At 61.8% G+C, this 13486-nt stretch carries 15 protein-coding genes; 8 read left to right on the forward strand and 7 right to left on the reverse strand.

What is annotated here, in order from left to right:
- Positions 1-23: 23 nt before the first annotated feature.
- From B8746_RS08455 to B8746_RS08465, 3 genes are all read right to left on the reverse strand, one after another.
- Positions 24-2093: a redoxin domain-containing protein gene (locus B8746_RS08455; RefSeq protein ID WP_198943719.1), complete on the reverse strand. Its 2070-nt coding sequence runs from the start codon at positions 2091-2093 to the stop codon at positions 24-26.
- Between the two features lie 141 nt (positions 2094-2234).
- Positions 2235-3530 carry an adenylosuccinate lyase gene (gene purB / locus B8746_RS08460; protein WP_084393262.1) on the reverse strand — a complete coding sequence of 432 codons (1296 nt, stop codon included), beginning with the start codon at positions 3528-3530 and terminating at the stop codon, positions 2235-2237.
- A 66-nt stretch (positions 3531-3596) separates the two neighbouring features.
- Positions 3597-3968, reverse strand: coding sequence for a winged helix-turn-helix transcriptional regulator (locus B8746_RS08465; protein ID WP_084393385.1), 372 nt, complete (start codon positions 3966-3968; stop codon positions 3597-3599).
- Positions 3969-4035: 67 nt separating this feature from the next.
- On the opposite strand from B8746_RS08465, the gene B8746_RS08470 reads away from it, so the two are divergent.
- Together B8746_RS08470 and B8746_RS08475 are read left to right on the forward strand one after the other, a co-directional pair.
- Positions 4036-4356, forward strand: a complete 321-nt coding sequence (locus B8746_RS08470; RefSeq protein ID WP_084393263.1) for a nuclear transport factor 2 family protein — start codon at positions 4036-4038, stop codon at positions 4354-4356.
- A complete protein-coding gene (locus B8746_RS08475) occupies positions 4353-5138 on the forward strand; it encodes an SDR family oxidoreductase (RefSeq protein WP_084393264.1) in 786 nt (261 codons plus the stop codon). Before B8746_RS08470 ends, B8746_RS08475 begins: the two co-directional genes overlap by 4 nt.
- A gap of 2 nt (positions 5139-5140) precedes the next feature.
- Here the strand turns inward: B8746_RS08475 and ispH are convergent, their stop codons facing one another.
- Complete coding sequence (ispH, locus tag B8746_RS08480; RefSeq protein ID WP_084393265.1) at positions 5141-6091, reverse strand: 4-hydroxy-3-methylbut-2-enyl diphosphate reductase; 951 nt, start codon at positions 6089-6091, stop codon at positions 5141-5143.
- Between the two features lie 117 nt (positions 6092-6208).
- Between ispH and B8746_RS08485 the strand changes: the two genes are divergently transcribed.
- The 6 genes from B8746_RS08485 (at position 6209) to B8746_RS08510 (ending at position 11637) form a co-directional block, all read left to right on the forward strand.
- Positions 6209-6766, forward strand: a complete 558-nt coding sequence (locus B8746_RS08485) for a hypothetical protein (protein ID WP_233124103.1) — start codon at positions 6209-6211, stop codon at positions 6764-6766.
- 23 nt (positions 6767-6789) lie between these two features.
- A complete protein-coding gene (gene argS, locus B8746_RS08490) occupies positions 6790-8553 on the forward strand; it encodes an arginine--tRNA ligase (RefSeq protein ID WP_084393266.1) in 1764 nt (587 codons plus the stop codon).
- Between the two features lie 323 nt (positions 8554-8876).
- Positions 8877-9302, forward strand: coding sequence for a hypothetical protein (locus tag B8746_RS08495; RefSeq protein WP_084393267.1), 426 nt, complete (start codon positions 8877-8879; stop codon positions 9300-9302).
- 87 nt (positions 9303-9389) lie between these two features.
- Positions 9390-9722, forward strand: a complete 333-nt coding sequence (locus B8746_RS08500) for a hypothetical protein (protein ID WP_084393268.1) — start codon at positions 9390-9392, stop codon at positions 9720-9722.
- A 200-nt stretch (positions 9723-9922) separates the two neighbouring features.
- Entirely contained in the window at positions 9923-10669 is a 747-nt protein-coding gene (locus tag B8746_RS08505) for a DUF4197 domain-containing protein (protein ID WP_084393269.1), read from the forward strand.
- Positions 10669-11637, forward strand: coding sequence for an alpha/beta fold hydrolase (locus B8746_RS08510; RefSeq protein WP_233124105.1), 969 nt, complete (start codon positions 10669-10671; stop codon positions 11635-11637). Before B8746_RS08505 ends, B8746_RS08510 begins: the two co-directional genes overlap by 1 nt.
- Here B8746_RS08510 and B8746_RS08515 read toward each other — a convergent pair.
- The 3 genes from B8746_RS08515 to B8746_RS08525 are packed head-to-tail and all read right to left on the reverse strand — an operon-like array spanning position 11634 to position 13455.
- Positions 11634-12557, reverse strand: coding sequence for a thioesterase family protein (locus B8746_RS08515; protein ID WP_233124108.1), 924 nt, complete (start codon positions 12555-12557; stop codon positions 11634-11636). The two genes, B8746_RS08510 and B8746_RS08515, sit on opposite strands and share 4 nt — an antisense overlap.
- Positions 12554-12973 (reverse strand): hypothetical protein, encoded by a 420-nt coding sequence (locus B8746_RS17385; protein WP_233124110.1) that lies wholly within the window; start codon positions 12971-12973, stop codon positions 12554-12556. The genes B8746_RS08515 and B8746_RS17385 overlap by 4 nt, the downstream gene beginning before the upstream one ends.
- Positions 12970-13455, reverse strand: a complete 486-nt coding sequence (locus B8746_RS08525; protein ID WP_084393271.1) for a transcriptional repressor — start codon at positions 13453-13455, stop codon at positions 12970-12972. The genes B8746_RS17385 and B8746_RS08525 overlap by 4 nt, the downstream gene beginning before the upstream one ends.
- Between the last annotated feature and the right edge of the window lie 31 nt (positions 13456-13486).

A 13486-nucleotide genomic window follows, 5' to 3' on the forward strand; every position in this document is an offset into this window, starting at 1 on the left:
ATTTTAACTGGCAGGGTGCCGCCTTATGGCTGGCCGGAGCTTCTTGCGCGTTCGCGCATTCGCTGCATGACCGCATTCATCTGGGCAAATTCTTCCTTCGACAGCGCGCCGCTCTTGTCGGTGTCGAGGGCAGGGAAAACCGGCTTGAGGCGGTCGCCCATCATGCCGCGCAGTTCGGCCAGTTCGATCTTGCCGTCGATATTGTCATCCATGGCACCGAACAGGCGATTGGCGTTCAGAGCTTCCTGATACTCGTCCTTGCGATTGTCCGAGGTTTCGTCCGCCCAGCGGAAGGAAAAGGAGGTGTAGAGCATTTCCTCATGGGATTGCTCGCCCCAGGTCACCTTTGCGTTCGGGTCCGGATTGGCGAAATTGTTTTCAGAATTGTCGTAGGTGTAACTGGCGATCAGCAGCGAGCCTGCGGGCACTTCAAGCGGCTCATCAAACTCGTATCCACGCTGCCAGTTGAAGTCATATTTCGGCAGGGAGATGAGGAGTTCCTCGCGGCCGTCCGGGAAACGGATCTTCATGTTCGAGGCATAGCCGCGATAGTGGGCATGCGGGAAGACGCGCTCAAGGATCGCATCGTGCGGCATCTCCAGATAGGCGGTCTCTACATGTCGGGCCGTGTTTGGCGGGATCTCGATCGAGGCGTCGAGGATCACGCTGGAGCGGCTGACATATTTCGGGACCTCGTCATGAAAGTAGAAGCCGATCTGCGTTACATCCGTCATCGGCTTGCCAGCCGGTGTGTAGTGCATCTGGAAGCCAATTGCGCCGCCAGCGGGCATTGGCGTGCCGATATCATCCTCGGCGATGGTGGATTCAGCGCCGACCGCATAGCCTCCCGTTGAGAACTCCCAGCGCCCGGTTGAGCCCCGGCCGTCTTCCGGCACTTCCGACATGTAGCCGGAGAGCACATGGTGGACGACTTCGCGCGCGCCGGCCTTCACCGTGGTTGCGCGGATCCATTTGTCTTCGGTCAGCGGGTTCTCGACGACCGGATAGGTGTAGTCGATGATGCCGCTCGCCGGGACGTCATAGGCCGGCAGGGTGAGGATCAGGTCCGGCTCGCCGAGCGGCCATTCGGGAATCTGAAGATTGGCCTCGGCCAGCGGATCACTCTCGCTGTCGCCGCGGGGCGCACCAGCCTCAATCCAGTGGATGAGTGTCTTGATCTCATCATTGGTGAGAGATTTGTCGTCCTTCCATTTGCCGACGTGCGGATCGGCATTCCAGGGCGGCATGCGGTCGGTGCGGATCACCTCGCGCATCATCGGGGCCCAGCCGCGCACGGTCTGATGGTCGGTCATGGCCCAGGGCGCGATACCGCCGACCGAGTGGCAGTCGGCGCACTTGTCGAGCAGGATCGGCGCGACTTCGGAGGCGTAGGAAATGTTGGCGTGCTCTTCCCTGTTGTCGCGCTCAGGGAAGTTGACGAGGCAGCCGGGGCTGAGGACAGGGCCTTCGACGGTGACGTCTTGGCCTGCGACGATCTGGTCGAGCGCTTCGGTAAGGAAGTGATTGTCGGCCTTTGCCCTTGCGCGCTCATAGGATTGGCGGTCATCGAGCGGGCCGTGATAGACGACCTTGAAGCCCTTGGCCGGGTCCAGAACAAACACTTCAGCGGTGCGCACGACGCCCAGCGACTCGCCGATGAGCTGGTTTTCATCGATCAGGACGGGCAGCGTGACGCCATATTCTTCGGCCTCCGCCTTCACGCTTTCGCGCGTGTCCTGCAGGTTCGAGTTCAGCATGAAGAACTTGATGCCCTGGGCCTCATATTGCGCGGCTATCTTCTGATAGTCCGGCACGGCGCCGCGGACGATCGGGCAGCCATTGCCGTGGGTCATGATAACCACGGCCGGGGCGTCGGCATGATAGAAGAGTTCGTGGGCCTCGCCATTCTGGTCGATCAGGGTGAAATTGTCGGCATATTCGGCGACATCGACGTCCGGCGCTTCGCCATGCTGCATGTCCATTTCATGCGCAGTCTGGCCCGATTGCGTCTCCGTGGAGCTTTGCGAGCAGGCCGTGACCAGCGCAGCGGCGGCGACTGACATTGCGAGCGTGTGGGCAGCGGTGATCTTCATATGGTCCTCCCCAAGTCCCTGTTTCGCCGGCGGATTCACAATGGCTCCAGAAGGAGCGTCCGAACCGGTCGCGGGACCGATAGTTGTATTCAACTATCGTGGACCATTATGTCGCAGTTTGCAAGGAAAATGACGCTGGCGTCAGCCCTTGAAGACGCGGTCGAAGATCAGGTCGACACGCTTGAAATGGTAGTCGAGATCGAACAGGGCTTCGAGCTGTTCGTCGGTCAGCTTCGCGGTCACTTCGCTGTCCGCTTTCAGGTGGTCGAGGAAGGGGCCTTCGCCGGCCCAGGTCTTCATCGCGTTGCGCTGGACGAGGCGGTAGGAGTCCTCGCGGCTGACACCGGCTTCGACGAGGGCGAGGAGCACGCGCTGGGAGTTATGCAGCCCGCCAAGGCGCATCATGTTGTCCATCATCCGGTCCGGATAGATGAGCAGGTTTTCGACGACGCCCGCCAAACGGTGGAGGGCAAAATCAAGGTGAATCGTGGCGTCCGGGCCAATGCCGCGCTCGACCGAGGAGTGGGAGATATCGCGCTCATGCCAGAGGGCCACGTTCTCAAGCGCTGGCGTCACAGCCGAGCGGACGAGGCGCGCGAGGCCGGTGAGGTTTTCGGTCAGCACCGGGTTGCGCTTGTGCGGCATGGCGGATGAGCCCTTCTGGCCCTTGGAGAAGAACTCCTCGGCTTCTAGGACTTCGGTGCGCTGCAGGTGGCGCACTTCAGTGGCGAGACGTTCGATCGACGAGGCGACGACGCCGAGGACTGCGAAGAACATGGCGTGGCGGTCGCGCGGAATGACCTGCGTGGACACAGGCTCTGGCTCGAAACCGAGCTTCTCGGCGACATACTCTTCTACGCGTGGATCGATATTGGCGAAGGTGCCGACCGCGCCGGAGATCGCGCAGGTGGCGACTTCCTTGCGGGCGGCGACGAGGCGGTCGCGGCCGCGCGCGAACTCGGCATAGAAGGTGGCGAGCGTCACGCCGAAGGTGGTCGGCTCGGCATGGATGCCGTGGCTGCGGCCGATCTTGGGCGTGTATTTGTGTTCTTCGGCGCGCGTCTTCAGGGCGCCAAGAACGCGGTCCATGCCGACGAGCAGGAGGTCTGCGGCGCGCACCAGTTGCACGTTGAGGCAGGTGTCGAGCACGTCCGAACTGGTCATCCCCTTGTGCAGGAAGCGTGCGGGCTCTCCGACATGTTCGGCGACATTGGTGAGGAAGGCGATGACGTCATGCTTCACCTCGGCCTCGATCTCGTCGATGCGGGCGACATCGAAGCTTGCCTTCTCGCGCACGGCGGCGGAAGTGCCTGCCGGGATCTGGCCGAGCTCTTCCATTGCTTCGGCGGCCAGCGTCTCGATTTCCAGCCAGATGCCGTATTTGCTTTCAGGCGACCAGATGGCGGTCATCTCGGGGCGGGCATAGCGTGGAATCATGGGGCATCTCCGTTGTTGCGGGCGTTCTACGCCGCGCGGCGGAGGGTGCAAGCCCTAGAGTCGCCTTCAGGTGTGCGGCTTCTTCTCCGACCATTGCAGGAGCGCATCGAGAGACGGGCAGAGCGACTGCCCCCAATCGGTGAGGTGGTACTCAACGCGTGGCGGGACTTCGGGAAACACGGTGCGTTGCACGATGCCGTCCTTTTCCATCTGCCTCAGCTGCTGCGTCAGCATCTTCTGCGATATGTCCGGAATGGCGCGCTCAAGCTCTGAAAACCTGAGCGTCTGACCGCCAAACAGGTTGAACAGGATGGTGAGTTTCCACTTTCCCTCCAGCATCCGGATAATTTCTTCGACCCCGGCCGCTGCGGATTCTGCAGTGTATTCACGTTTCTCACCTGGAGGTGCGTTCCCCACTTTCTGGTCGGTTCTTGTCATCGATTTGGTGCCGTTCGATCTGAAGTCGCAGGACAGAATGCCCTGCGGGGCCAATAGGAGCAATGCAATGACCTTGTCGAAACCAATCGCGGCCTTCTTCCAACTCTCAAAGCGGGCCAGCCAGGATGAGCTGAAGCATGTCTTTTCAGACACGGCGCACATCATTGATGAGCAGAAGGACCATGTCGGCTTTCCAGATATCGCCACCTGGTGGCGCGAGACGAATGAGAAGACGCCGTTCGAGTCCGTGCCGATGAAATCGCGGACCGAGAATGATCTCATCATCGTCACCGCCGAAGTGTCGGGCAGCTTTCCGGGAAGTCCAGTCATGCTCGATCATCGCTTCCGCGTGAAGGATGACAAGGTCGTGGAGCTCGAGATCAAATGAGCGGGGGCTGGCTGAAGCTTGAGGGCATGCGGGCCGTTGTGACGGGCGGCACCAAGGGCGCCGGCGCGGCAGTCGTCCGGACGCTGGTTGATGCGGGCGCGAAGGTCGTGGTCGCCTCGCGCCGGCAGCCCAATGAACCCGTCGACGGCGCGACGTATATGCAGGCTGACCTTTCAGACGAGACCGGCCCGACCGATTTTGCGCGGCGGGCCGAAGAGCGCCTCGGCGGCATCGATATTCTTGCAAACATCGTCGGTGGGTCGAGCGCGCCTGCCGGTGGCTTTGCCGTGCTCGGTGACGACATCTGGCAGCAAGAGATCGACCTTAACCTGATGTCGGCAGTGCGTCTCGACCGGGCCGTCGTGCCGGGAATGATAAGGCAGGGTAGCGGCGTGATCGTGCATGTCACGTCGATCCAGAGCCGGATGCCCCTGCCGGAGTCGACGACCGCCTATGCGGCAGCCAAGGCGGCGCTGTCGACCTATAGCAAGGCGTTGTCCAAGGAGGTCGCGCCGAAGGGCGTGCGGGTTGTGCGCGTGTCGCCGGGCTGGATCGAGACCGAGGCATCAATCGCGCTGGCCGAGCGGCTGGCTGAGAAGGCGGGAACGGACCTTGAGGGCGGCAAGCAGATGATCATGGACGGGCTGGGCGGTATCCCGCTTGGGCGGCCTGCAAAGCCTCAGGAAGTGGCCGACCTGGTCGCATTCCTGGCGTCACCCCGTGCAGGAGCGATCACCGGCGCTGAGTATGTCATCGATGGCGGAACCGTGCCTGTGGCCTAGGTTCAGACTTCTTCCGCGAGCACGCGGGGGAGTTTGAAGGTGACGGTCTCGGTGGCCGTGGTGAAGGGCGTGACGGTGATGTCGAAGCGCGCCCGGCAGGCGGCGATGAGGCCCTGGACAAGGTCTTCGGGCGCTGACGCGCCTGCCGTGAGGCCAAGCGTCTCGACGCCGTCGAACCAGTCCCAGTTCACGTCCGACGCGCTGGCGACGAGCTTGCTGTCTTTCGCGCCGGCGCGTTTGGCGACTTCGACGAGCCGTTTGGAATTGGAGGAGGTTTCGGCACCGATGGTGAGAAAGAGATCGCAGCCCGTTGCCATGGCTTTCACCGCTTCCTGCCGGTTGGTGGTGGCATAGCAGATGTCTTCCTTGTGCGGCGTGGAGATGCCCGGAAAGCGCTGTTGCAGGATGGCGACGATATCGGCCGTATCATCGACCGAGAGCGTCGTCTGAGTGACAAAGGCGATATTGGCCGGGTCCTGTGGCTGGAAGGCGTAGGCGTCCTCGTCAGTCTCGATGAGGGAGATGGCGCCGTCTGGAAGCTGGCCCATCGTGCCGATGACTTCGGGGTGGCCCGCATGTCCGATGAGGACGATTTCGCGGCCAGCCCTGTAATGGCGTTCCGCCTCGACATGAACCTTGGAGACAAGCGGGCAGGTTGCGTCGACATAGATCATGTTGCGACGGTCGGCTTCGGCGGGGACGGCTTTCGGCACGCCATGCGCGGAAAAGACGACGGGGCGGTCAGTCGGGCATTCATCCAGTTCTTCGACGAAGACGGCGCCGAGGCCTTCAAGACGTTGGACCACATGCTGGTTGTGGACGATCTCGTGGCGGACATAGACGGGTGCGCCCCACTTTGTGAGCGCCTCCTCGACGATCTGGATCGCACGGTCCACACCGGCGCAGAAGCCGCGCGGGGCTGCAAGGCGTATCTCAAGTGACCGCTTTGTCATCCATTCCTCCTCAGGTACAAGCAGATGAGGCGTTGCGCCATTTGCTGGTGCCCGGTAACACTGCACACCTTACATGGACGGCCTGAAGCCTCAGGCCAAGAGCACAAGGCATTTGGTATGCGCGTATTTGCTGTTCTGGCAGCCGGACTCTTCATCGCATCGTGTGGCAGCAACCCGTTGAGCCGTGCGCTCGACACGCGCCAGAATGCCGGCCCATGCCCGCCAGTGTCCGCCCTTTACGAGGCTTCCCGCATCGTTGAGGTGGTGGGCGACGAGCCCGTCTTTACCAATATCGCCTATACCGGAGAGATCACAGGCGTCGAGCTGATTTGCCGCTATGTCGATGACCGGCCGCTGCGCGCCGAGGTCGAGATCGATTTCGCATTTGGCAAAGGCCCGAAGGCCGATTCGAACCGCCACAGCTATACCTATTGGGTGGCGGTGACGCGCCGCAGTTCCAAAGTGCTTGCCAAAGAGTATTTCACGGTCGACGCGACCTATGATTCCCGAGGCATTGATGGGCGCAAGGAAATCATCCAGGACATCGTCATACCGCGCGCCGATGACACGATCTCGGGCGCGAACTTCGAAGTCGTGGTCGGCTTTGACCTCACCGATGACCAACTTGCCTTCAACCGCGAAGGCCGCCGCTTCCGTCTCGACGCCGGCAGCTAAGACCAGACATTCAAGGGGCTGCCATGAGCGATCTCGTCACGCAACTGTCGGCGGCGTGTGCTGCCGCTTTTGAAGCCGAAGGGTTTGAGGCCCGCTGGGGCGCTGTGCGCCGGTCGGACCGGCCGGAACTGGCCGATTTCCAGTGCAATGGATGCATGGGCGCGGCCAAGTCACAGGGGCTGGTGCCGCGCGATCTGGCCGCGAAAATTGCGCAGCGGATTTCAGGGCAGGGACCAATCGAACGGGTCGATGTTGCCGGACCGGGATTCCTGAACATCCGCGTTTCAAGCGAGGCCTTGTCTGAAGCGACCGAAGCCATTCGCAGCGATGCCAAGGCTGGCGGCGGCACGCTGGATACAACGGAAAAGGTCGTGTTCGACTTTGGCGGGCCGAATGTAGCCAAGCCGATGCATGTCGGTCATCTGCGCTCTGCGGTGATCGGCGATACGCTGTGCCGTCTGTTCCGGTTCCTTGGCGATGATGTCACGGGCGACGCGCATCTTGGGGACTGGGGCCTGCAGATGGGCCACCTCATCACGGAGCTTTTCGCCGAGCAGCCGGACCTTGTCTATTTCGATCCGGACTTCAAGGGGCCGTATCCTGAGGTGCCGCCGGTTACCATTGAGGATCTTGGACGCCTCTATCCGCAGGCCTCCGCCAAGGCGAAAGCAGACCCCGCACGCAATGAGGCCAGCCAGCTGGCTGTGGCCGAGATGCAGGCAGGGCATCCTGGCTACCGGGCGCTGCTCCGGCATTTCATCAATGTGTCCGTCGATGCGCTGAAAGTCGATTACGCTTTCCTCGGGGTAGAGTTCGACCTCTGGAAGGGGGAGAGCGACGTCGACGGGCTGATCCCCGACATGGTGGAGATGTTGAAGGAGAAGGGCCTCGCCAAACTGGATGACGGAGCCTGGATCATCGATGTCGCGCGCGAAGACGACAAGAAGGAGATGCCGCCCTTCATGGTCATCAATTCGCGCGGCGGCACCGGTTATCACGCGACCGACCTTGCGACGATTGTTGACCGAATGGACACGCTGAAGCCCGACCGCATGCTTTATGTGGTCGACCAGAGGCAGGCGCTGCACTTTGAACAGGTATTCCGCGCCGCCGACATGGCAGGGCTGATCGGCGAAGACAGGCTGGAGCACATCGGCTTTGGCACGGTGAATGGGACCGATGGCAAACCGTTCAAGACGCGCGAGGGCGGCGTGCTGAGGCTCGCCGACCTCAATGCGATGGCGCTGGCCGAGGCCGAGAAGAAGATCGGCGAAAATGGTCTTTCCGATGAAATCGGCGAGGACGAGCGCGCAAGGATCGCCGCGCTTGTGGCGCGGGCGGCGCTGCGCTTTGCCGACCTGCAGAATGTCCGCACGACCAATTACGTCTTCGATCTTGAGCGCTTTACCAGCTTTGAGGGCAAGACGGGGCCGTATCTCCTCTATGCGGCTGTGCGGATCAAGTCGCTGCTGCGGCGCGCGAAAGAGGCAGGGCACGAGCCGGGCGAAGTAAGGATCGAAAGCGATACGGAGCGAGCGCTGGTGCTCGCCATGGACGGGTTTGCGAACGCGCTCGCCCAGAGCCATGCCAAACGCCAGCCGCACATTCTCTGTGAGCATGTCTACTCGCTCGCCCAGGCGTTCAGCGCGCTCTATGCAGCGCACCCGATTGCCAATGAGAGCGATGCGGGCTTGCGTGGCTCAAGGCTCGCGCTGTGTGAAGCGGTCCTCAAGCAGCTTGAAGCAGGGCTCGGCATTCTCGGCATCGAAGCGCCGGAGCGAATGTAAATTTGATTCAGTGCCATATCGATGCGTCTCGCTCGATGAGCGTCAGCTCATCTGAGCGTCCATCTCCTACGGCCTCTGCGTGGTCCAACTGATCTGTCCGGAGATGGGCCCTCAGACCGCGGCGCGGTCGAGGGTGACGCAGCCTTGTGTGACTACGGGCATCGCGAAGGTTAACGAAATCTCTCAAAATTTTTACCCGGCCCTAACGTGCCTTAAGGATTGGGGCTGAAAAATGAACGCCAGAGGGGCCTCTCGGTAACCTTCGGGCAAGAGCGGGCTCGTATCCTGAAGTCTCAGAGGCATGAGACGAGGAGGCTGACCCGATGCTGAACGACCTGATTTCCACCACGGCAAAGACCACCGGTCTGGACGAGGCATCTGCCCGCCAGGCGCTGGGTGTTCTATTCAACACGGCAGAGCGCCAGGGTGCACCGCTGATCGAGAAGGTCTTCTCCCGCATGCCAGGGGCCCGCACCCTTTCAGCCACGACCGGCGCGCAGACCGGCGCTGCCACCGGTACAATCGCCCGACTTATCGAACAGACGCCAGGCGGGCGCCAGCACGTCTCGCTGGCCATGTTTTCGAAGCTTCACGAAATAGGCCTTGGTCACAAGCAGATCGGCCAGCTCATGGGCTGCGTCGGCAGCTATATGGAGAGTACATACGATATTCGCGGCATCGGCCATCTTGGCGATCTCGTCGTGGCCGACCCGGCCGCAGCAGAAGAGCGCAAGGCCGCCGTCGCCTGAGGCCCGCTTTCACCATCACGTCCTCTGGATCGGCCTGCCCGCGCGGCAGGCCTTTTCTTTTGCACCGGGAACGCCTAGCAAACCGCAATGAGCACGCCAGCCGACATCAAACTCCATTCCTCGCTCCAGGTCTCACAGGAAGGCAAGGCAAGCGCCGAACTTTCCAGCGGTGCGGAAACCGCCCTGTCGGGCTTGATCCTCACAGCCATGAAACAGGTCGCAAGCGACGTGGCGGGGCAAATGTCCGCCTCGACGGTTTCAGTGAGTCTGGACTTTACGGGCGAGGATTTTCGGGGCGGTGCAGTGGATGTCGAGTGCACGGTCGATCGCCAGACCCGGACGCTGATCTTCATGCATGCCTATGTCTCAACGGCGGGCCGACACCTCCTCAAGGCGACAGCGATCTTCAGACTGTCTTAAGCTCACCAATTTACATAAAATTGGAAATTACGGGCGTTCGCGTCTGTCCGGAGACGTCAGTGAAATCACTCGCTGCTGCCGCGTGACAGCGCTTTACACTCGACCGGTGCAGGTGCAGAGTCCTCCTGAATTGATTTTCGCCAATCAGGCATGAGACTTTGAAAGCGGGATCAGCAAAAGAGCTGGCGTAGGGAGAGACGATGCGTACCATCATGATTGGTGCCCTGGCGACATGCCTGCTCCCGGCGGGATGCGCCACAGATGGAACGGGCGGTGAGTTCGGCGCCGTTCTTGGAGAAGTGCTCGGCTCCTATCCGCAATCGGGCACCTCTGGAGAGCTCTCACAATTCGAAATTGATGCAGGCCTGCGCCAGGCGCTTGAAATCGGCACCGAGCGGGTTGCCGCGCAGATTGGTGTCGTGGACGGCTACTGGGCCGACCCGAACATCCGCATCCCGCTGCCGGGCAGGCTGGGCGACGTGCAGCGTGAGCTTGCCAAGGTTGGCCTGTCTGCGCCGCTTGATGACCTCCAGCTTCGCATGAACAGGGCAGCCGAGAGCGCTGTCCCGGCCGGCAAGACGATTGTCATTGACGCGGTGAAGTCCATCACGATCGAGGATGCTGTCGGGCTGCTGCGCGGCGGTGACACGGCGGCGACCGATTTCCTGCGCGGGCGCACGGAATCCTCTTTGCGCCAGCTGTTCACACCTTATGTCGAGAATGCGCTGACAAGTTCGGGAGCCTATCAGGCGCTCGATTCGGCGACATCCAGCGTTCCGATGCTGGCGGTTGCGGCGACCGACTACAAGTCCTCGCTCACCACGCATGCGGTCAATCTCGGCCTTGATGGCATGTTTGACTATCTTGCCGTCGAGGAGAAGAAGATCCGGAACAACCCAGTTGCCCGCACGACGGAGCTGCTCAGAAAGGTCTTCGGGTCCGTCTGATGCGCCGCTTCTTCTCAGACCTGCCCGATGGCGAAATGCAGGCCATCGATTTCGGAAATCCAGCCCTGGAGATGGCCGCGCTGTGGCTGCATGCGACGGGCTTCAATGCGATGACGTATCAATCGCTGCTGGCGCCGCTTGGCCTGCGCACCAAGGTAACGGCGCTGGACCTGCGCGGGCATGGGCGCACCAGGCTGCCAGCCATTCCAGCGAAGATGAAGTCGTGGCACCGCTACCGCGACGATGTCATCGCGTGGCTTGAAAAGAATGCGACGCGGCCTGTCGTGCTCGGCGGACACTCCATGGGCGGATGCGTCGCCGTTCTGGTGGCTGGCAAGCGACCGGACCTCGTCAAGGGCCTCGTCCTGGTCGATCCGGTGATCCTGTCACGGCGCTTCTATTTCGTTGCGCACCTGATGCCCTTCCTGCGGCCGGTCCTGAGTGGCGGAAACGCAATGGCGCGGCAGGCCCGAAAGCGGCGCGCAGAGTTTGCGAGCCAGGAAGCGATCCGGCAGGCCTATCATGGCAAGGGCGCCTTCAAATCCTGGCGCGCGCCTTTCCTCGATGACTACATCATGGATGGCTTTCGCCGCATCGATGACAATCCGCAGGACAGTGAAGATCAGGTCTGGCGCCTCAATTGCGAGCCGAAATGGGAAGCTGCCACCTTCAATGGCCAGCGCAACCAGCCCTGGGGCGCCTTGCGCAAGATCCGCAAGAAAAAGATCCCGATTGTCGTGCTGCGGCCTGAACACAAGCCGGTCCTGTCAGAGAGGGTGACCGATCTCATGGTTCGCAAGAACCCCGACCTGGTCCTCAAGGAGCGGCCGAACACCAGCCATTTCCACCCGATGGAAGCGCCTTATGAGGTTCGCGATGAGCTGTCGCTTGCGATTGCGCGTCTGATCGAAGGCTTTTCCGCCGGCGATGAAGGGCCGATGCGGCGCAGCCTGCACGGGACAGGTTAGAGGTAGAGACCACCAGGCGCTATGGTGGCGAGTTCGTCCATCAAGGCGGCCGGTGTCGGGATGACTTTCCGTTTTTTCAGATCGAAGGTGACAGCGACGGCTTCGGCGGTCATCCATGGCTTTCCGGTGTCTGGATCGAGCATCCAGTGGATGAGGGAATGGACCTTTTCCTCCACGCGGCCGAGCGATGAGCGAACTTCGAACAGGTCACCGGCCTTGGGCCAGCGGCGATAGATGATGCGGTTTTCCAGCACGGCGCCGCCCATTTCCTGACCAGGCACCGAGCTTGCGACACGGCTGCGCCAGTCATGCAGGAGGTTCGGCACGGAGTCTGAAATCCGGCCGATGAACATGTGGGGATTCATGCGACCGAACACATCGCAATCGGCGGGCGGGACCATGCCGAGGCCGATGACCTTTGCGCCGCGCTCGCTGGCAATCTCGCGTGAGATCTCGTCCGTCGGCGACGGGGCGACTGAGAGGTCCAGCCCGCGAGGGGCGGTGGCGGCAGGCGGTTCGCCGTGCAGAGCTTCAAGCGCGGCGCGCGTCCGCGCGTTCCATGGAAAGGGTTTCAGGCTGGTCGCGTCGACGTGCAGCAACCGTGTGCGGAAAGCAGCGGCAACCGAGCCATCGCCGTGGCGCATTTCCTGGTATACTGTCGTGCTGGTTTCATCGACGTCGAGCGTGCAGCCGACCATGTTGAGCGGGCGGCCGGGATGGGCTTCCCTGATGAAGCGGATATGCTGTTCGGCAGGGACCAGCGTGGACGGCGAGCTGGGTTTGAAGGCGTGTGAGAGATGGCAGGCACCGGCGAGGTGTCCGAGACCCTCGAACGCTTTCTGGATGTAGACCCGCACATTCATGTGGCCCATCTCGTCGCAATCCCAGGTGTTGGCGATGCCTTTCCAGAGATCGATCACGATATAGCCTCCACGGTGCTGCAAGCAGCAGGGGTGATACCCGGCGAAGTAGGGGTGAGCAAGGCATAGGTGCCTGTGCCTGCCGCGAGGTAATCGATCCGCAACGTCTCGCGATCGAGCGTGTAGACCATGGGCAGGCCTTGCAGGCATTTGTCGGCGTTCACGATGATGATTTCGATGGCGTCATAGGGCGCATCGAGTTCGGGGCCGATATGGCCGCCAGTGCACAGGCCTGGATAGGACACGAAAAAGTCCTTGCCGCGCGGCGTCAATACGATGGGGTAGGGCGCATAGCCATCCTCGAAGACGCAGCCGGACCACGCACCAGCCGCGGCCGCCGTCTGAAAGTCTTCATCGCTGGCATGGGCGATGGACGAGGACGCAAACGCCGCGATGGCGGCAATCGTCCATCTCACGCGGTGCAGGCCCGGCAAGTGCCGCGCACTTCGATGACGGCGTGGCGCAGCCTGAAGCCAGCGGCGCTGGTTTCGGCCTGCAGGGCATCAGTTGTGGCAGTGGCATGCAACTCTTCGGCGCCGCCGCATGTATCGCAGATCAGGAAGACGGCCGAGTGCTTGTGGCTCGCATGGCCGCAGGCGACATAGGCGTTGAGGCTTTCGATCTTGTGGGCGAGGCCGACATCCTGAAGGAAGTCGAGCGCGCGATAGACCGTTGGCGGCTTGGCAGAGCCTTCGCCATCGAGATTGGCGAGCAGATCATAGGCCTTGGAGGGTTCGGCGCTTTCGAGCAGGAGGCGCAGGACCTTGCGGCGGATCTTGGTCAGCTTCTGGCCCTTGCGCTCGGCAAGCGTCTCTGCCTCTGAAAGGAAGGCGTCCACATCCTGCGGGCTGCAGGGCGTGTTGGCGTGGATGTGATCGTGCGTCTCTGCGTGGGCCATACGCTCAATGTCGGACGTTTCGCCGGGAATT

The sequence above is a fragment of the Henriciella pelagia genome (genome assembly GCF_002088945.1).
Taxonomy (GTDB): domain Bacteria; phylum Pseudomonadota; class Alphaproteobacteria; order Caulobacterales; family Hyphomonadaceae; genus Henriciella; species Henriciella pelagia.

Coding starts and splice junctions, on each gene's coding strand:
- B8746_RS08455 (WP_198943719.1), bottom strand. CDS start 2,093: ATGAAGATCACCGCTGCCCACACGCTCGCAATGTCAGTCGCCGCCGCT.
- purB (WP_084393262.1), bottom strand. CDS start 3,530: ATGATTCCACGCTATGCCCGCCCCGAGATGACCGCCATCTGGTCGCCT.
- B8746_RS08465 (WP_084393385.1), bottom strand. CDS start 3,968: ATGACAAGAACCGACCAGAAAGTGGGGAACGCACCTCCAGGTGAGAAA.
- B8746_RS08470 (WP_084393263.1), top strand. CDS start 4,036: ATGACCTTGTCGAAACCAATCGCGGCCTTCTTCCAACTCTCAAAGCGG.
- B8746_RS08475 (WP_084393264.1), top strand. CDS start 4,353: ATGAGCGGGGGCTGGCTGAAGCTTGAGGGCATGCGGGCCGTTGTGACG.
- ispH (WP_084393265.1), bottom strand. CDS start 6,091: ATGACAAAGCGGTCACTTGAGATACGCCTTGCAGCCCCGCGCGGCTTC.
- B8746_RS08485 (WP_233124103.1), top strand. CDS start 6,209: ATGCGCGTATTTGCTGTTCTGGCAGCCGGACTCTTCATCGCATCGTGT.
- argS (WP_084393266.1), top strand. CDS start 6,790: ATGAGCGATCTCGTCACGCAACTGTCGGCGGCGTGTGCTGCCGCTTTT.
- B8746_RS08495 (WP_084393267.1), top strand. CDS start 8,877: ATGCTGAACGACCTGATTTCCACCACGGCAAAGACCACCGGTCTGGAC.
- B8746_RS08500 (WP_084393268.1), top strand. CDS start 9,390: ATGAGCACGCCAGCCGACATCAAACTCCATTCCTCGCTCCAGGTCTCA.
- B8746_RS08505 (WP_084393269.1), top strand. CDS start 9,923: ATGCGTACCATCATGATTGGTGCCCTGGCGACATGCCTGCTCCCGGCG.
- B8746_RS08510 (WP_233124105.1), top strand. CDS start 10,669: ATGCGCCGCTTCTTCTCAGACCTGCCCGATGGCGAAATGCAGGCCATC.
- B8746_RS08525 (WP_084393271.1), bottom strand. CDS start 13,455: ATGGCCCACGCAGAGACGCACGATCACATCCACGCCAACACGCCCTGC.